Source organism: Thauera sp. DNT-1 (assembly GCF_055393985.1).
Map to the genome: position 1 here is coordinate 1,066,945 of NZ_AP043752.1, position 18,278 is coordinate 1,085,222.

9 protein-coding genes are annotated in these 18,278 nt (G+C 68.2%); 1 reads left to right on the forward strand and 8 read right to left on the reverse strand.

Annotation, left to right across the window (positions count from 1 at the left end; genetic code table 11):
• Nucleotides 1–67: 67 nt before the first annotated feature.
• The 6 genes from ACZ5PP_RS05005 to acs form a co-directional block, all read right to left on the reverse strand.
• On the reverse strand, nucleotides 68–2,113 hold the full coding sequence (locus ACZ5PP_RS05005; RefSeq protein ID WP_012585591.1) for a sodium:solute symporter family protein: 2,046 nt from the start codon (nucleotides 2,111–2,113) through the stop codon (nucleotides 68–70).
• A gap of 37 nt (nucleotides 2,114–2,150) precedes the next feature.
• Nucleotides 2,151–4,460 carry an exonuclease domain-containing protein gene (locus ACZ5PP_RS05010; protein ID WP_004298605.1) on the reverse strand — a complete coding sequence of 770 codons (2,310 nt, stop codon included), beginning with the start codon at nucleotides 4,458–4,460 and terminating at the stop codon, nucleotides 2,151–2,153.
• A 3-nt stretch (nucleotides 4,461–4,463) separates the two neighbouring features.
• Entirely contained in the window at nucleotides 4,464–4,832 is a 369-nt protein-coding gene (locus tag ACZ5PP_RS05015) for a response regulator transcription factor (RefSeq protein WP_004298607.1), read from the reverse strand.
• A gap of 30 nt (nucleotides 4,833–4,862) precedes the next feature.
• Nucleotides 4,863–7,604, reverse strand: coding sequence for a sensor histidine kinase (locus tag ACZ5PP_RS05020; RefSeq protein WP_004298609.1), 2,742 nt, complete (start codon nucleotides 7,602–7,604; stop codon nucleotides 4,863–4,865).
• A 13-nt stretch (nucleotides 7,605–7,617) separates the two neighbouring features.
• Nucleotides 7,618–7,815 (reverse strand): hypothetical protein, encoded by a 198-nt coding sequence (locus tag ACZ5PP_RS05025; RefSeq protein WP_464826822.1) that lies wholly within the window; start codon nucleotides 7,813–7,815, stop codon nucleotides 7,618–7,620.
• A gap of 195 nt (nucleotides 7,816–8,010) precedes the next feature.
• On the reverse strand, nucleotides 8,011–9,975 hold the full coding sequence (acs, locus tag ACZ5PP_RS05030) for an acetate--CoA ligase (RefSeq protein WP_464826823.1): 1,965 nt from the start codon (nucleotides 9,973–9,975) through the stop codon (nucleotides 8,011–8,013).
• A 288-nt stretch (nucleotides 9,976–10,263) separates the two neighbouring features.
• Here acs and ACZ5PP_RS05035 point away from each other — a divergent pair, with 288 nt between their 5' ends.
• Nucleotides 10,264–11,796: a fumarate hydratase gene (locus ACZ5PP_RS05035; RefSeq protein ID WP_004298615.1), complete on the forward strand. Its 1,533-nt coding sequence runs from the start codon at nucleotides 10,264–10,266 to the stop codon at nucleotides 11,794–11,796.
• A gap of 90 nt (nucleotides 11,797–11,886) precedes the next feature.
• Here ACZ5PP_RS05035 and ACZ5PP_RS05040 read toward each other — a convergent pair whose 3' ends face one another.
• On the reverse strand, nucleotides 11,887–15,642 hold the full coding sequence (locus ACZ5PP_RS05040; protein WP_464826824.1) for a bifunctional diguanylate cyclase/phosphodiesterase: 3,756 nt from the start codon (nucleotides 15,640–15,642) through the stop codon (nucleotides 11,887–11,889).
• Between the two features lie 148 nt (nucleotides 15,643–15,790).
• Nucleotides 15,791–18,157 carry a phosphoenolpyruvate synthase gene (gene ppsA / locus ACZ5PP_RS05045; RefSeq protein WP_012585594.1) on the reverse strand — a complete coding sequence of 789 codons (2,367 nt, stop codon included), beginning with the start codon at nucleotides 18,155–18,157 and terminating at the stop codon, nucleotides 15,791–15,793.
• Between the last annotated feature and the right edge of the window lie 121 nt (nucleotides 18,158–18,278).

An 18,278-nucleotide genomic window follows, 5' to 3' on the forward strand; every position in this document is an offset into this window, starting at 1 on the left:
GGTCATCCTCGGGATTCGTTGAACTGAACCCTATGTGGGGCGCATCCGGCGCGCTTCAAGTGCGCGCTCAAAGATGCGGCCGGCTTTGTCCCGGGATGTCGGGGTAACGTACGTAGTCGACCAGGTCCTGGATCTCCTGCGGCGGTGGCTTGGTCAGCAGGCTGACCGCGACGATGGTCGCAAAGCCGAGCGGCACGCCGAACACGCCGGCCGAGATCGGGTTGATTTCGAACCAGGCGTTCGCCATCGCGCCGCCGAAGAAGGGATGGGTACGCACCACGTAGAACACCGTGACCGCCAGCCCGGCCAGCATGCCGGCGACCGCCCCCGGGCGGTTGGCGCGCTTCCAGAAGATGCCCAGCACGAGCGCCGGGAAGAAGGCCGAGCCACCGATCGAGAAGGCCAGGCCGACCATGAAGAGGATGTTGTCCGGCCGCATCGAGGCCACCCAGGCCGCCACCACCGCCACCACCAGCAGCTGCGACTTGGAGATCACCAGGCGCCGGTGCGCGCTCGCCTTGGGGTTGATGACCTTGTAGTAGAGATCGTGCGACAGCGCGTTCGAGATCGTCAGCAAAAGGCCGTCGGCGGTCGACAGCGCGGCGGCCAGCCCCCCGGCCGCGACCAGGCCCGATACCACGTAGGGCAGGCCGGCGATCTCCGGGGTGGCGAGCACGATCACGTCGGTGTTCAGGCGCAGCTCGGCGAGTTGCAGGATGCCGTCGCCGTTGAGGTCCTCGATGCGCACCAGCCCCACCCTGCCCCACGACGCGACCCAGTCGGGCAGGATCGCGATGTTCGAGCCGACCAGATTGTTATAGACCTCCCACTTGGCGAACACCGCGTAGGCCGGCGCGGTGACGTAGAGCAGGAAGATGAAGAACAGCGACCACAGCACCGAGCGCCGCGCCTCCATGACGCCGGGCGTGGTGTAGTAGCGCATCAGGATGTGCGGCAGCGCCGCGGTGCCGACCATCAGCACGAACATCAGGGCGAGGAAGTTGTTGCGCGCGGTGGCGGACTCGCTCGCGGTGGCGCCCGGATGCGCCTCGGCGTGACGCGGCGGCGGGCGGGCGCGCTCGAGCGCCTCGGCGCGCGCGCGCTGCCAGGCCTCGCGGGCCTCGGCCGGCGTGCGCGGCAGGTCGCGCAACGCGCGCTCGGTCAGTGCGATGTCGCGCGCCGGCGCGCTGTCCAGGCGCATGCGGTTGAGCTCGTCGATCATGCGCCGGCGCTCGTCCTCGAGCGAGGCGGGCAGCGCGGCGATCTTGTCGGCGTAGTCGCGCGCGCGCGCGCTGTAGAGATCGCGCACCGCGCGCTCGGTGGGAGCCTCGAGGAGCTCGTCCTCGCGCGCGCTGATCTGCTGCAGCACGGTGCCGTAAACCGCCTGCGGGATCGGAATCCCGGTGAGCTTGTAGGACAGGATCACGACCGGAACGAGGTAGGCGATGATCAGGATCACGTACTGCGCCACCTGGGTCCAGGTCACGGCGCGCATGCCGCCGAGGAAGGAGCACACCAGGATGCCGGCCAGGCCGATGAAGAGCCCGATCTCGAACTCGACGCTGACGAAGCGGCTGGTCACGAGGCCCACGCCGTAGATCTGCGCGACCAGATAGACGAAGCTCGCCAGCACCGCCGCCGCCAGTCCGACCAGGCGCGCGACGTTGCCCTGGTAGCGCGCGCCGAGGAAGTCGGGGATGGTGTATTGGCCGAACTTGCGCAGGTAGGGCGCGAGCAGCAAGGCCACCAGCACGAAGCCGCCGGTCCATCCGGTCACGAAGGCCAGGCCCTCGAAGCCGCTGAAGTACAAGGTACCGGCCAGACCGATGAAGGATGCGGCGCTCATCCAGTCGGCCGCGGTCGCCATGCCGTTGAACAGCGCCGGCACGCGGCGCCCGGCGACGTAGTACTCGGTGACGTCGGAGGTGCGCGAGAGCACGCCGATGGTGGCGTAGATCGCGATCGTCACGAACAGGAAGACGTGGCCGATGAGCTGCTGCGACAGGCCCAGGCTCTCGCCAATCGCGAGCAGCACGACGAAAAGCGCGAAGCCGAGGGTGTAGATGCCGTAGTAGCGGCGCAGCTGGCGCGCGAAGCCGGGGTTGCGCCTCAAGGGGAATGCTCTCCGCGCGGCCTGCGGCAGCCGGTCATCAGTACTTGACCCGCGCGTAGTAGGTCTTCTCGGCGGCCTCGCGCGCGTCGCGCAGGGTGCGGATGCCCTTCTCGGCGAGCAGCGGGATCAGCTTGAGAAAGACCTCGGCGGTCACGATCGCGTCGCCGAGCGCGGTGTGACGGCCGACGATGGTCAGGCCCAGGCGCTCGGCGATCGCCTCCAGGCGGTGCGACTCCTGGTTGGGATGCACCACTGCCGACAGCAGCAGGGTGTCGATCACCGGATGGTCGAAGCGCAGGCCGGTCTGCTCTTCCTTGAGCTGCAGGAACCGCATGTCGAAGGCGGCGTTGTGCGCGATCAGCACGGTGTCGGCGGCGAAGGCGTGGAAGGCGGGCAGCACCTTGTCGATGGTGGGCTGGCCGCGCAGCATCTCCGAGGTGATGCCATGGATCTTGGCCGACTCGGGGGCGAGCGGACGCTCCGGGTCCACCAGCTGCTCGAAGGATTCCGCGCGCAGCAGCTTGCCGTTGAGGATGCGGGTGGCGCCGACCTGGATGATCTCGTCGCCCTGCGAGGGGTTGAGCCCGGTGGTCTCGGTGTCGAACACCGTGTAGCTGAGCTCGGAGAGCAGGCGGTCGTCGAGTTCGTGCGACTTCTCCGACCACGCGAAGAGATCGAAGTCGTAGTACTCGGGACGGCTCTCGCCGCGCAGGTAGGTCTCGGCCTCGGCCTGCTCCTGCGGCGTCGCCGCCGGCAGCAGGATGCGGAAGAAGGCACGGTGGCGCACCTTCTCGCGCTCGAGCCACATCTCGCCGTCGTGGCGGTCGACCACGTCGCGCACGGTGAGCGGGCTGCTCTCGTCCTCGATCTTCATCGGTTCGAGCTCCCAGCTCATCACCGTCTCGGTGCTCATCGCCTGCCCCGACCAGATCAGGTCGAGGTGCACGAGGCGCCCGGCCGCGCTCAGGCGGAAGCGCACCTCGCGCACCTCGAATTCGTCCGACAGCCGGCTGGCGAGGTAGGTGATGGCCTGGATCAGCGAGAAGCTGTCGACCTTCACCCACAGGGATTCATCGACCTCCTCGAGCTTGGTGGGCAGGCCGATGCGGGCCTCGATGCGGCGCTGCGCCGCGGCGATCAGGTCGGCGCCGAGCATCTCCTCGAGCGGCCAGCGCGCCTTCAGCGAGTCGGCGAACTCGTTCGCCGTGTGGTCGAGGCGCTGGCTCATGGCCTGCACCTCGTCGCGCACCACCTTGCGGAAACGCGTGCGCATCTCGTCGGTGAGGTCCTCGAACTCGAGCATGTCGGCCGCCGCGCGCACGTTGGCGAGCGAGGCGCGGTTGCCCTCGGTGAGGTTGTGCAGCATCTGGTCGCGGCGCGACTCGGTCTCGAAGTTCCGCGTGATGTTGTCGAGCATCAGGATGAAACCGGTGAGCGTGCGCTCGGACGTGACCGCTGCCGCGGCGACCTCGGGCGCTGCGGGGGACGCGCCGCCCCCTGCATTGCCAGCGCCGTCGCCCTCCGCTGCCGCATTCTGCTGCACACCGGTCACGCTCCCTGCGGCGACGGCTGTCGACTCCGCCGCCACAAGCGCCGGCGCGGCCAGCGACAGCACCGGCGCCATCTGCACGCGCAGCAGCTGGCCGGCACGCGTGGTGGTGACGAAGTTGGCCTGTGCCTGGGCGGCACCGCGACGCAGGCGCTGCTGGATGGTGTCGAGCGCGTGCGCGATCAGGTTGCGCTCGAAGACGCCATAGATGGAGCGCCCCAGCCCGATCAGCTCGCCGCCGCCGGCCACGCCGGGCGCGTCCGAGAGCGCGCGGAACTGGGCGCGCGCACGGTTGTTGTAGAGCAGCACGCGGCCGTCGAGGTTGCACACCACCACGCTTTGGGTGAGCTCGGACATCAGCGCGGCGAGGCGGTCCTTCTCGAGCTCGACCGAAGCCTTGGCGCGCCCGATCTGCGCCTCCACGTCCTGCAGCAGCACGTCGCGCTGGCTCGCGAGCTCGTTGGTGGCGACCGCGAGCTGCTGCACCTCGGGCGGCCCCTCGGGGTGCACGCGGAAACCGCGGTTGGCCCCCAGCATCAGGCGCAGGTTCTCCGACATGCGCAGCAGGCCCTGGACGTACTGACGGAAGAGCACGCGCACCACGCCCACCCCGGCAGCGAAGCCCATCGCGGTGAGCAGGGTACCGAGCGTGAGGTGCGGCGACAGCACCTTCAGGAGCAGGTCGCGCGCCTCGCCCTCGGTCTCCACCCAGACGATCAGCGCCGTGAGCAGGAAGGGCCCGGTCATCAGCAGGAACAGCACGACGACCGCGAGCATGAATCGCGCACGTGCCTGCATGATTCAGTGCTCCAGAAGGCTGCGCACCTTGTCCACCAGCTCGCGGGTGGAGAAGGGCTTGGTCATGTAGGCGTCGGCGCCGAGCGCGAGGCCCTTGGCGACCTCGGTGTCGCGGCCCTTGGCGGTCAGCATCAGGATGCGGATTCCCGCCATCTCGGGGTCGGAACGGATCTCCTGGCAGACCTCGAAGCCGCTCTTCTTCGGCATCATCACGTCGAGCAGCACCAGGTCGGGTCGCGAGGCGCGGATCCTGCGCACCGCCTCCTCGCCGTCGTTGGCCACCTCGACCTGGTAGCCCTCGCGCTTCATGAGAAATTCCAGCGAAATGACGATGTTCTGTTCATCGTCGGCAATCAGTACTTTCTTGTCCATCAGCGTCTCCTCCCCGCCCGATATTCTATGTCATCCCTCGCCCGCCGCCGACTTCAGCGGCAGCTCGAAGGAGAATGTCGCGCCCTCGCCCGGCACCGACTCCAGCCACAGCCGACCGCCGAAGTGCTCGACGATCTGGCGGCTGATCGGCAGCCCCAGGCCGGTACCCTGCGGTCGCGAGCGTTCGTCGCCGCCCTGGCGGAACTTCTCGAACACCACCGGCTGCTGCGCCGGCTCGATCCCCGGCCCGTTGTCCTTCACCGCGACGCGCAGGCGTTCGCCATCGCAGCTCAACGTCACATCCACGCGACCGCTGCCCGTGGGCACGAACTTCGCCGCGTTCGACAGCAGGTTCAGCATCACCTGCAGCAGTCGGTCGTGGTCGGCACGCAGGGTCGGCACCGACTCCGGCAGGTGCAGGTGCAGTTCGGCGCCGCGGTCGCGGAAGAGCTGCAGGGTGGCGTCGCCCGAGTGGCGCACCAGTTCGCACAGGTCGATGTCGGTGTTGTGCCACTCGGCATGGCCGGACTCGATCTTGGCCATGTCGAGCACCTGGTTCACCAGGCGCGACAGGCGCACCGCCTCGGACACGATGATGCCGAGGAAGCGCTGGCGGTCCTCGACGTCGATGTCGGGGTCGTCGAGCATCATCTCGGAGAGCGCTCGGATCGAGGTCAAGGGCGTGCGCAGCTCGTGCGTCACCGAGGACATGAAGTCGTCCTTGAGGCGGTCGAGCTCCTTCAAGCGCTCGTTGGCGGCGCGCAGCTCGGCGGTCGCGGCCTCGAGCGCACGCGACTTCTCCTCGAGCTTGTGCGAGTAGGCGCGCACCTGCGAGGCCTCGTCGAGGATGTCCATGACCTCGCCGAGCCCGAGCGGCTCCGCCTGCACCACGGTCGACACCATCACCCGCGCGGAGGCGCTGCCGATCGCGCCGGCGAGCAGGGTCTCGGCGAAGTGCACCAGCTCGGGATCGGCCTTGAGCTCGGAGACCTGCTGCAGGCCGTGCGAGCGCGCGTAGGCGCCGAAGGCCTCCTCGGTGCGGCGCTGCCCGAGGAAGCGCGCCACCAGCGGCACCAGCTCGCCGGCCTCGGCGCCGGTGCGCCAGAAGCTCGCCGGCGCCGCCGCGCCGCTCCGGAACACGTCCACAAAGAGCGCGCCCTGGGTCGCCTCCGGCCCGGTCGGCACGCGCAGCATCGATACCGCGACGTAGCAGCCGATGTTGGCGAGCAGGCTCCAGAACAGCGCGTGGCTGATGTTGTCCAGGCCGGTGAGGCCGAAGAGCTGCTCGGGCTTGAGCCATTCCAGGCCGAGCACGCCGTGCTCGAGGAAGCCCGGATCGAGCCAGCCCGACTTGGCGAACGAGGGCAGCAGCAGCGTATAGACCCACACCGCGAAGCCGGCGAGCAGACCGGCGAGCGCGCCCTCGCGGGTGCCGCCGCGCCAGTACATGCCGCCGATCACCACCGGGGCGAACTGCGCCACCGCGGCGAAGCTGATGAGGCCGATGCTGACCAGCGCGTAGGCCTCGCCGGCGAGGCGGAAGTAGAGGTAGCCGAGCAACAGCAGCACCACGATCGCACCGCGGCGGATGCCCAGCAGCAGGCCGGTGAGGTCGCGCTCGCGCGCGAGGTCGAGCCGCCGGCTGCGCAGCAGCATCGGCATCACCAGGTCGTTGCACACCATGGTGGAGAGCGCGATCGCCTCCACGATCACCATGCCGGTCGCCGCCGACAGGCCGCCGATGAAGACGAGCAGCGCGAGCGCGCTCTGCCCGTGCGCGAGCGGCAGGGTCAGCACGAAGGTGTCCGGATCCACGGTGCCGCGGCCGAAATGCAGCAGCCCGCCGATCGCGATCGGGATCACGAAGATGTTGATCGCCAGCAGGTAGGCGGGAAAGACCCAGGTCGCGCGGCGCAGGTGCTGCTCGTTGACGTTCTCGACCACCGCGATCTGGAACTGCCGCGGCAGGAAGATGATGGACAGCATGGCCAGCAGCACGTGAGCGAACCAGCCGCCGTAGCCGAGCCGGCCGGCACCGTCGAAGGCGAGCAGGCGGTGCAGCTCGGGCACGGCGGCGGCGCGCGCGTAGAGGTCGCCAAAGCCGTCGTAGAGCCAGTAGGTGACGTAGATGCCCACCGCCAGGAAGGCGAAAAGTTTGACCACCGACTCGAAGGCGATCGCCGCGACCATGCCCTCGTGGCGCTCGGTGGTGTCGAGGTGGCGGGTGCCGAACAGCACCGTGAAGGCGGCGAGCGCGAGCGCGATGTAGAGCGTGCCGTCCTGCCACCAGCCCGCCTGGCTCTCGATGCGGAACAGCGGGTCGTGCTCGCCCACCAGCAGCGCGTAGCCGCTGGAGATCGCCTTCAGCTGCAACGCGATGTAGGGCACGATGCCGACCACCGCGATCAGCGTGACCAGCCCGCCGAGCAGGTGGCTCTTGCCGTAGCGCGAGGCGACGAAGTCGGCGATCGAGGTGACCCGGTAGCTGCGCGCGATGCGGATCATCTTGAGCACGACCAGCCAGGCCAGGGTCAGGCCCAGCGTCGGCCCGAGATAGGTGGGCAGGAACCACGGCCCGCCCGAGGCGGCGCGGCCGACGCTGCCGAAATAGGTCCACGCGGTGCAATACACCGCGAGCGAAAGGCTGAAAACCCAGGGATTGTCGATGACCGAGCGCCCGGCATCCGCGCGCCGGTCGCCGAAGTAGGCCACCGCGAACAGCAGCAGCAGATAGGCGAACGAAGCGCCGACGATCAGCCAGCCCGGGAGCATCCCGACCTCCGCATCAGCGCGTCCCGCGCTCGACGATCCACGCCACGACCAGGATCAGCGCGACCCACACCGAGAACAGATAGACGTGGAGCAGCGGCAACCCGAGAACGGTCTGCGGCCGATCGAACAGGGACAGTATGGGATAGTTGAGCAACACCAGGCCGGCGATGAACACGGCCACCAGCCGCTGCCCGGCCAGACCCTTGCGCATCCTGTCGCTCCCATGAAACGAGCCACGGCAAACGAAAAGGCGCAGCGCCGCCCTGCTCTTCGTGGCAGGGTCGGCGCGACGCACGATCAGGGGCACGCCTTGCGCGTACCCGGTCTCCCCCCGGCACCGGCTCGCTGGCCGGCTTCCTCCTGTCGTTCAGGAAGGCCGGACGCGGGGCGCCCGGCCGGCACTGCATCAGCCCTTGAGCTGCTCGAGGATATGCGGGTTCTCGAGCGTCGAGGTGTCCTGGGTGACATCCTCGCCCTTGGCGAGCTGGCGCAGCAGGCGGCGCATGATCTTGCCGGAGCGGGTCTTGGGCAGGTTCTCGCCGAAACGGATGTCCTTCGGCTTGGCGATCGGCCCGATCTCGTGACCCACCCAGTTCTGCAGTTCCTTGATCATCTTCGCGGCATCCTCGCCGGTCGGACGCGCGCCCTTGAGCACCACGAAGGCCACGATCGCCTCGCCGGTCAGGTCGTCCGGACGACCGACCACGGCGGCCTCGGCCACCTTCTCGTGCGCGACCAGGGCCGACTCGATTTCCATCGTGCCCATGCGGTGGCCGGAGACGTTCAGCACGTCGTCGATACGACCGGTGATGGTGAAGTAACCGGTCTCGGCGTCACGGATGGCGCCGTCGCCCGCGAGGTAGAGCTTGCCCTTGAAGTCCTCGGGGTAGTAGGTCTTCTTGAAGCGGTCGGGATCGCCCCAGACGTTGCGGATCATCGACGGCCACGGCTTGGTGACGACGAGGATGCCACCCTGACCCCAGGGCACCTCGGTACCGGTCTCGTCCACCACCGCAGCCATGATGCCCGGGAAGGGCAGCGTGCACGAGCCCGGAACCATCGGCGTGGCGCCCGGCATCGGCGTGATCATGTGCGCACCGGTCTCGGTCTGCCAGAAGGTATCGACGATCGGGCAGCGGCCGCCGCCGACGTTCTCGTAGTACCACTCCCAGGCCGCCGGGTTGATCGGCTCGCCGACCGAACCCAGGATGCGCAGCGAGGACAGGTCGTACTGCTTCGGATGCACTGCCGGGTTGTTGTCGGCGGCCTTGATCAGCGAACGGATCGCGGTCGGCGCGGTATAGAAGATGCTGACCTTATGGTCCTGGATCATCTTCCAGAAGCGGCCGGCGTCCGGGTAGGTGGGCACGCCCTCGAACACGATCTCGGTCGCGCCGCAGGCGAGCGGGCCGTAGGTGATGTAGGTGTGACCCGTGACCCAACCGATGTCGGCGGTGCACCAATAGACGTCGTTCGGCTTGATGTCGAAGGTGTACTTCATCGACAGCACGGCCTGCAGCAGGTAGCCGCCCGAAGAGTGCTGCACGCCTTTCGGCTTGCCGGTGGAACCCGAGGTGTAGAGCACGAACAGCGGATGCTCGGCCTCGACCCACTCCGGCTCGCAGACCTCGGACTGGGTGGCCACCACGTCGTGGAACCAGCTGTCACGGCCGGCGACCATGGCGATGTCGGCACCGGTGCGCTTGACGACGATGACGTTCTTGACGGTATCGCAGCCGCCGAGCGACAGCGCCTCGTCGGCGATCGGCTTGAGCGGCAGCGCCTTGCCGCCGCGGAACTGGCCGTCGGAGGTGATCACGGCCACGGCAGCGGCGTCCTCGATGCGATCGCGCAGCGCCTGGGCGGAGAAGCCGCCGAACACGATCGAGTGGGTGGCGCCGATGCGGGCGCAGGCCTGCATCGCGACCACGCCTTCGATCGACATCGGCAGGTAGATGATGACGCGATCGCCCTTCTTGACGCCCATGCCGCGCAGGGCGTTGGCGAACTTGCTGACGCGGGAGAGCAGGTCCTTGTAGGTGATGCGGGTGACTTCGCCGCCGTCGGCTTCGAAGATCAGCGCGACCTTGTCGCCGAGGCCGTTGACCACGTTGCGGTCGAGGCAGTTGTAGGAGACGTTGAGCTTGCCGTCTGCGAACCACTTGAAGAAGGGCGCATTCGACTGGTCGAGGACCTGGGTGAAGGGCACTTTCCAGTCCAGCAGCTCCTTGGCGCGACGCCCCCAGTAACCCTCGTAGTCGTCCTCGGCTTCCTTGCACAGCGCGCGATAACCGTCCATGCCGGACACCGCTGCGTTCTTGACCATCTCTTCCGAGGGATTGTAAATGCGGACTTGTTGCTCGTTGGACATGCTCACCTCTCCTCAACTGTTCAAATGGTTGAAGCTACCCGTTGCGGGTGGGCTGGTTGAACCCAGCCTATGATCCGCCCGAACGCCGACGCCCCGTGAGGGCCCTCCCCGTCCGGACACTCGGATGCCGTTCGAAACGCCGGCATTAGAGAACAGCTATCTTACACAGGACTTACACCGCCCGGCCAGCGACGGCCGGCGGGGCCGGTGGTAGAATCCGGCGCCACTCCGGGCCTTCCGGTCCGGTCGCGTCATTCTGCCCCCATGTCATTCCGGAGACCAAGCGCCATGACGATCATTCGCCAGGAAGACCTCATCCAGTCGATCGCGGATGCCTTCCAGTACATCAGCTACTACCACCCGCTCGACTACATCCAGGCGCTCGGCGAAGCCTACGCGCGCGAGGAAAGCCCGGCCGCGAAGGACGCGATCGCGCAGATCCTGACCAACTCGCGCATGGCCGCCGAGGGCCACCGCCCGATCTGCCAGGACACCGGCATCGCGGTCGTCTTCCTCAAGGTGGGCATGAACGTGCAGTGGGATGCGAAGATGAGCGTCCAGGAGATGATCGACGAGGGGGTGCGCCGCGCCTACAACCACCCGGACAACAAGCTGCGCGCCTCCGTGCTGCTCGACCCCGCCGGCAAGCGCCAGAACAGCAAGGACAACACCCCGGCGGTGGTGCACTACGAGGTCGTCGCGGGCGACGAGGTCGAGGTCATCTGCGCGGCCAAGGGCGGCGGCTCCGAGAACAAGACCAAGATGGTCATGCTCAACCCCTCCGACTCGATCGTCGACTGGGTGCTCAAGACCGTGCCGACCATGGGCGCCGGCTGGTGTCCGCCGGGCATCCTCGGCATCGGCATCGGCGGCACGCCCGAGAAGGCCATGCTGCTGGCCAAGGAATCGCTGATGGATCCGGTCAACATCCACGAGTTGCGTGCGAAGGCCGCCTCCGGCGCCACGCTCTCCCGCGTCGAGGAGCTGCGCCTCGAGCTCATGGAGAAGGTCAACGCGCTCGGCATCGGCGCCCAGGGCCTGGGCGGCCTCACCACCGTGCTCGACGTCAAGATCATGGACTATCCGACCCACGCCGCCTCGCTGCCGGTCGCGATGATCCCCAACTGCGCCGCCACCCGCCATGTGCACTTCCACCTCGACGGCTCGGGCCCGGCGCATCTGCCCACGCCGAAGCTCGAAGACTGGCCGCAGGTCACCTGGAAGGCCGACACCAACGTCGCTACCCGCGTGAACCTCGACACCCTCACCAAGGAAGAGGTCGCGTCCTGGAAGCCGGGCCAGATCCTGCTGCTCAACGGCAAGATGCTCACCGGCCGCGACGCCGCGCACAAGCGCATCGCCGACATGCTGGAAAAGGGCGAGAAGCTGCCGGTCGACTTCACCAACCGCGTGATCTACTACGTCGGCCCGGTCGACCCGGTGCGCGACGAGGTCGTCGGCCCGGCAGGCCCCACCACCGCGACCCGCATGGACAAGTTCACCCGCATGATGCTGGAGAAGACCGGCCTCATCTCGATGATCGGCAAGTCCGAGCGCGGCCCGGTTGCGATCGAGGCCATCAAGGACAACCAGTCGGCCTATCTGATGGCGGTCGGCGGCGCGGCCTACCTGGTGTCGAAGGCGATCAAGGAAGCCAAGGTCGTCGGCTTCGCCGACCTCGGCATGGAGGCGATCTACGAATTCACCGTGCAGGACATGCCGGTGACGGTCGCAGTCGATGCCAAGGGCACCAGCGTGCACAACACCGGCCCGCAGGAGTGGCAGGCGAAGATCGGCAAGATCCCGGTCGTCGTCGCCTGAGCGCCCTCGACGCGCACCCTGCCCCCGAGCGCTTCCCGGAGCGCCCGCATCGAGGGGCCGGGGCGCGGGTGGAGGACGCAGGGCGCGGGCTCAGGCCCGCGCCTGCCGCCACGCCGCGGGCGGCGACCAGTTCGCCACCCAGGCCGGAATCTCTTCCGCCGGCATCGGCCGCGCGATCCCGTAGCCCTGCGCCACCTCGCAGCCCAGTTGCAGCAAGAGGCTGCCGTGCTCGACCTCCTCGACCCCCTCGGCGATCACCTCGCGCTTGAAGGCATCGGCCAGCCCCATGATCGCCTTCAGGATGGCGAGGTCCTCGGCGTCCTCCACCATCCCGCGCACGAACAGCTGGTCGATCTTGAGACGCGCCGCGGGTAGCCGCTTGAGATAGGCGAGCGAGGAATACCCCGTCCCGAAGTCGTCGAGCGCGAAGGACACGCCGATGCGTGCGCACGCCTCGACGATGCGCGTGACCTGGGCGATGCTCTCCAGCGCGCTCGTCTCCAGCACCTCCAGTTCCAGCGCGCCCGGCCCCAGATCGGGGTGGCGCGCCAGCGCCGCCTGCAGGCGCGGCATGAAATCCGCCGCCTGCAGGTGACGCGCGCCCACGTTCACGCTCACCGGCAGGAACAATCCCGCGTGCTGCCAGGCGGCAACCTGGGCGAGCGCCTGTTCGATCACCCAGTCGCCGATCTCGACCGCGAGCGGGTGGTCCGCCACCACGGGCAGGAAGCCGCCCGGCTCGAGTTCGCCCTGGCGCGGATGCCGCCAGCGGATCAGCGCCTCGGCACCCACCACCGCGCCGCTGCGCATGTTCACCTTGGGCTGGTACAGGAGGCGGAACTCGCCCGTGCGCAGCGCGCCACGGATCGCCGCCAGGGTCTGGTGGCGCCCGCGCTGGGAGCGGTCGTGCGCGGTGTCGAAGAGGTGGTAGCGGTTCTTGCCGGCGAGCTTGGCCTGGTACATGGCGAGGTCGGCCTGGCGCAGCAACTGGTCGGCGTCGACCTCCTCCGCCTGCGGGTACAGGGTCAGGCCGATGCTCGCCGAGACCTTCACCTCCTGCCCCGCAAGCTGGACCGCCTGCGAGACCGCGCCGAGCAGGCGGCGCACGAGCAGTTCGCAAGCCTCTACATCGGGCAGGTCGAGCAGCAGGGCGACGAACTCGTCCCCCCCCAGGCGCGAGATGCTGTCGCCCTCGCGCAGCGCCGCCTTCATGCGCGCCGCCACCACCGCGAGCAACTGGTCGCCGGCCTGGTGGCCGAGGGTATCGTTGATGGCCTTGAAGCCGTCGAGATCGATGTAGGCGAGCGCGAGCTGCTGACCGCGCCGGCGCGCCTGCGCCATCCCGCGCTGCATGCGGTCGCTGAGCAGGACGCGGTTGGGCAGCCCGGTGAGCGCGTCGTAATGCGCGATGTATTCCAGGCGCGACTCGTGCTCCTTCTGCTGGGTGATGTCGGTCAGCGTCCCGGAAAGGCCCGCGGGCCGGCCTTGCGCGTCGAACGCGCGCCGCGCGCTCATCTCCAGCCAGCGGAATCCGCCGCCGGCGCAGCGGTAGCGTGCCGCGTGGGTGCAGGACTCGAGCTCGCCTGCAAGCACCTGCTCGATCATCTCGCCGTGCTGGTCGCGATGGTCCGCGTGCACGTGGGCGAGGAAGTGGCGGCCGAGGCTATCCGCGAGCGCGTAGCCGGTGATGTCGGCCCACGCCTTGTTGAGAAAGGTCCAGCGCCCTCGCCCGTCGAGCTGGAAGATGACCTCGCGCACGCTCTCGACCACCGAGCGGTAGCGCGCCTCGCTCGCCTGCAGGCCGTCGTGGGCGCGCTTGCGCTCGATGACCCCGCTGAAGGCATTGCCCACCAGGGTCATCAGGGTCTTGTCCTCGTCGGTCCAGGTGCGCTCGCTGCGCACCGCGTCGAGCCCGATGACGCCGCGCACCTGGCCGTCCACGACCATCGGCACGCCAAGCACCGAACGGATCGACTGCGCCCCGAGCAGCACGCGGTCGGCCTCGGCCTCGGCCGGCAGCGCGGCGACGCTGGGGTAATCGACGATCGCGAGCTGCTTGATCGTGCGCAGGAAGAGCAGCGAGTCGTCGAAGGGCAAGCCCTGCAGCTTGTGGATCTGCGGCTCGACGCCCTCGGCGCACCACTCGTGGGTGTTGTCGAGCAGGGAACCGTCCTCGGACACCTGGAACACGTAGGCGCGATCCGCCTCGGCGAAGCGCCCAAGTTCGCCGAGCGCCCGATGGAGATGAAGGTCGAGCTCGGCCGGCGAGGCGAGGATCAGATCGGACGAGATCCGCCCGACCAGGCGCTCGAAGGCGATCCGTCCGTTCAGCACGCGCTCCGCGCGCTCGCGCGCCAGCTCGGCCGCGACGCGGTCGTCGAAGATCTCCAGCAGGGTGCGTACCGCCGCCTCGTCGTCGAAGGGGCGGCGACGCAGCGCGACAATGAGGCCGAGGACGCCGCCATCGCGATCGAACAGCGGCATGCCGGCGTAGGCCTCTATGCCCATGCGCACGAGTTCGCGGTCGCGCGGAAAGCGCGCATGCACCCCCCGCGGGTAGATGCAGGCGCCCAGCCCGATCGTGCCATCGCAGGGGGAGTCGGCAAGGGCATAGCGGAACGGCCCGATCGCTGCGCCCTCGCCCCAGCCCGCGCGCACCTCGATGTGCGCGCCGTCCGCGCACAGCTGGCCGACGAAGGCGATGTCCAGATCGAGCGCCTCGACGATGTGCCGGCACACGGCCTCGTAGAAGCCCTCGCCCGACAGCCGCGCGTAGCGCGCCGCGAGCGCATCGAGCGCGAGGTCGCCGCGCTTGCGCTCGGTGATGTCGTAGCAATAGCCGATGTAGCCGACGAAGGCGCCGTCCGCGTCGCGGCGCGGATTGCCCTCGTCCGAAATCCAGCGGTAGCCGCCCGCGGCGTGGCGCAGGCGGTATTCCATGCGGAAGGGCTCGCGGCGGGCGAAGGCTCGTTGCCAGGTGTCGAGGCAGCCCTCCAGGTCGTCCGCATGCACGTCGGCCACCCAGCCCGTGCCTTGCGATTGTTCCAGCGTGCGGCCGGTGAACTGCAGCCAGGTGTCGTTGAAATAGTTGCACCCGCCGTCCGCGTCCGAGGTCCAGATCAGCGCCGACTTGCTGTTGGCGAGCTCGCGGAAATGGCGTTCGCTCTCCTCCAGGGCGCGACGTGCGGCCTTGCGGTCCTGCTCGGTGCGCAGCGCGATGATCATGCTCGCGCAGGTGACCAGCATCGGCTCCAGCTCGACGATCAGGGCGTGGTCGTAACCCTGCGCCGCGTTCGCCAGGCCGACCATGCCGATCAGCTGCCCGCCGTGGAACAAGGGCAGGCCGAGAAAGGCGCGCAGCTCGGGGTGGCCGGGCGGCACCCCTGCGCCGCGGGGATCGCCCGCGGGCGCATTGCAGATCACCGGCGTGGCGGTTCTCACCACCGAACCGAACAAGGTGTCGAGGTTGTGGAACTCGAAACCGCCGGTGCGCATGCGTTCGAACAGGGCGCGCGACTCGGGACTCCAGGAGATGTCGCTGAGTCCGTGCATGCGCAGGAAGGACTCGCCGGCCTCGTCGTGCAGCACCTCGCCGATGAAGCCGTACTCGCTGCCGGTCAAGGCCACCAGCTGGTCGAGCATCGCGGAGAAGGTGTCGGCGGACGAACGCCCCACGAGCATGCCGCGCTGCAGCGTGGACAGCACCGACAGCATCTGCGCCTGGCGCGCCACGCAACGCTCGAGGTCGGCGAGCGCGACGGATGCGGGCGGTGGCGCCGGCGGCGCATCCCCATGTCCTGCCCGGGCGGGCACCTCCACCGACGACTCGATCCTCAAGCCCGACATCCGATCCCCTCGAATCCGCATGCACGACAAGCGCGCATGTTAGCGGGAAGCTCTTTCCAGCGGCATGACTGCAACGCCCGGATGCATAAAAAAGGGCGCCGACCCTCGCGGTCGACGCCCTCGATACGACAGCGTGCCGAAGCGGCGTTCAGCGCTTGCCGTGTGCGGCGAGCTTGAGCCAGGTGTCGACCACGGTGTCCGGGTTCAGCGAGATGGTCTGGATGCCCTCGTCCATCAGCCACTCGGCCAGGTCGGGGTGGTCCGACGGCCCCTGGCCGCAGATGCCCACGTACTTGCCGAGCTTGTTGGCCGCCTGGATGGACATCGACAGCAGCTGCTTGACCGCCGGATCGCGCTCGTCGAAGGAATGCGCCACCAGCCCCGAGTCGCGGTCCAGGCCCAGGGTGAGCTGGGTGAGGTCGTTCGAGCCGATCGAGTAGCCGTCGAAGTACTGCAGGAACTGCTCGGCCAGGATGGCGTTGGACGGGATCTCGCACATCATGATCAGCTTGAGGTCGTTCGCGCCGCGCTTGAGACCGTGCTCGGCGAGCAGGTCCACCACCCCTGCGGCCTCCTCGAGGTTGCGCACGAAGGGGATCATGATCTGCACGTTGGTGAGGCCGAGCTCGTTGCGCACCTTCTTCATCGCGGCGACTTCCATCTCGAAGCAGTCGCGGAAGCTGTGCGCGATGTAGCGCGAGGCGCCACGGAAGCCGAGCATCGGGTTCTCTTCCTCCGGCTCGTAGATCTCGCCGCCGAGCAGCTTGCGATACTCGTTCGACTTGAAGTCGGACATGCGCACGATCACCGGCTTCGGATAGAAGGCCGCGGCGATGGTGGCCACGCCCTCGACCAGCTTCTCGATGAAGAACTGCTTGGGCGTCGCGTAGCCGCGCGAGCGGCGGGTGATCTCGTCGCGCAGGCTGGCCGGCACCTGGCCGATGTCGAGGATGGCCTTGGGGTGGATGCCGATCATGTTGTTGATGACGAACTCCAGGCGCGCCAGGCCGACGCCGCCGTTGGGGATCTGCGCGAACTCGAAGGCGAGCTCGGGGTTGCCCACGTTCATCATGATCTTCACCGGAATCTCGGGCAGGTTGCCCATGTCGGTGGTGATGACCTCGAACTCCAGCTTGCCGCGATACACGTAGCCGGTGTCGCCTTCGGCGCAGGACACGGTGACGGATTCGCCTTCGTGCAGCACGTCGGTGGCGTTGCCGCAGCCGACGATGGCCGGGATGCCCAGCTCGCGCGCGATGATCGCGGCGTGGCAGGTGCGGCCGCCGCGGTTGGTGACGATCGCGCTGGCGCGCTTCATCACCGGCTCCCAGTTGGGGTCGGTCATGTCGGTGACGAGGATGTCGCCGGCCTGCACGCGGTTCATCTCGGAGGCGTCGCCGACGATGCGGACCGTGCCGGCACCGATCTTCTGACCGATCGCGCGGCCGTGGGTGAGGGCCTTGCCGTACTGCTTGAGGCGGTACTTCTCCATCACCAGGCCGGAATCCTGGCTCTTCACCGTCTCGGGACGCGCCTGCAGGATGTAGAGCTTGCCATCGACGCCGTCCTTGCCCCACTCGATGTCCATCGGGCGGCCGTAGTGCTTCTCGATGATCACCGCGTAGCGGGCGAGCTCGAGCACGTCCTCGTCGGTCAGCGAGAAGCGGTTGCGATCGGCCTCGGGCACATCGACCGTGCGCACCGACTTGCCGGCGACGGCCTTGTCGGTAAACACCATCTTGATGAGCTTGGAGCCGAGGTTGCGGCGGATGATCGCCGGCTTGTCGAGCGCGAGCGTAGGCTTATGGACGTAGAACTCGTCCGGGTTCACCGCGCCCTGCACCACGGTCTCGCCGAGGCCATAGGAGGCGGTGATGAACACCACCTGATCGAAGCCCGATTCGGTGTCGATCGAGAACATCACGCCCGAGGCGCCCGAATCGGAACGCACCATGCGCTGCACGCCGGCCGACAGCGCGACGTCGGCGTGGGCGAAGTTCTTGTGCACGCGGTAGGCGATCGCGCGGTCGTTGTACAGCGACGCGAACACTTCCTTCATCGCATGCAGGATGTTCTCGTAGCCGTGGATGTTGAGGAAGGTTTCCTGCTGGCCGGCGAAGGAGGCATCCGGCAGGTCCTCGGCGGTCGCCGAAGAGCGCACCGCGAAGCTGCCCTCGCCCTCGGCGGTGATCGCATCGTAGGCGGTCTTGATCTCGGCCTCGAGCTTGGCCGGGAAGGGCAGGTCCACGATCCACTGGCGGATCTGCGCGCCAGTCTTGGCCAGGGCATCGACGTCATCCACGTCGAGCGCGTCAAGCGCGGCGTTGATGCGGTCGGCCAGGCCGTCGTGGGCGAGGAACTCGCGATAGGCTTCGGCGGTGGTGGCGAAGCCGCCCGGGACACGGACGCTGGAAGGCAGCTGGCTGATCATCTCGCCGAGCGAGGCGTTCTTGCCGCCGACCTTCTCGACGTCGGACATGCGCAGTTCGTTGAAAGGGATCACGTAGCGTGTCATGGGTGGCTTCCGCAAATGTTGGGGAAAAAGCAAAATATCGCGAACGGCAGTGTACGATTTTTTGTGCTGTGCCGCATCACAGGGTTTGCCCCAATACACGCCCCGCACCCCTGGTCGGGGC

Excerpts from the sequence above, each read along its gene's own strand:
- ACZ5PP_RS05025 (WP_464826822.1), bottom strand. The coding sequence starts at position 7,815 with ATGCGCAAGGGTCTGGCCGGGCAGCGGCTGGTGGCCGTGTTCATCGCC.
- ACZ5PP_RS05020 (WP_004298609.1), bottom strand. The coding sequence starts at position 7,604 with ATGCTCCCGGGCTGGCTGATCGTCGGCGCTTCGTTCGCCTATCTGCTG.
- acs (WP_464826823.1), bottom strand. The coding sequence starts at position 9,975 with ATGTCCAACGAGCAACAAGTCCGCATTTACAATCCCTCGGAAGAGATG.
- ACZ5PP_RS05010 (WP_004298605.1), bottom strand. The coding sequence starts at position 4,460 with ATGCAGGCACGTGCGCGATTCATGCTCGCGGTCGTCGTGCTGTTCCTG.
- ACZ5PP_RS05015 (WP_004298607.1), bottom strand. The coding sequence starts at position 4,832 with ATGGACAAGAAAGTACTGATTGCCGACGATGAACAGAACATCGTCATT.
- ACZ5PP_RS05040 (WP_464826824.1), bottom strand. The coding sequence starts at position 15,642 with ATGTCGGGCTTGAGGATCGAGTCGTCGGTGGAGGTGCCCGCCCGGGCA.
- ACZ5PP_RS05035 (WP_004298615.1), top strand. The coding sequence starts at position 10,264 with ATGACGATCATTCGCCAGGAAGACCTCATCCAGTCGATCGCGGATGCC.
- ppsA (WP_012585594.1), bottom strand. The coding sequence starts at position 18,157 with ATGACACGCTACGTGATCCCTTTCAACGAACTGCGCATGTCCGACGTC.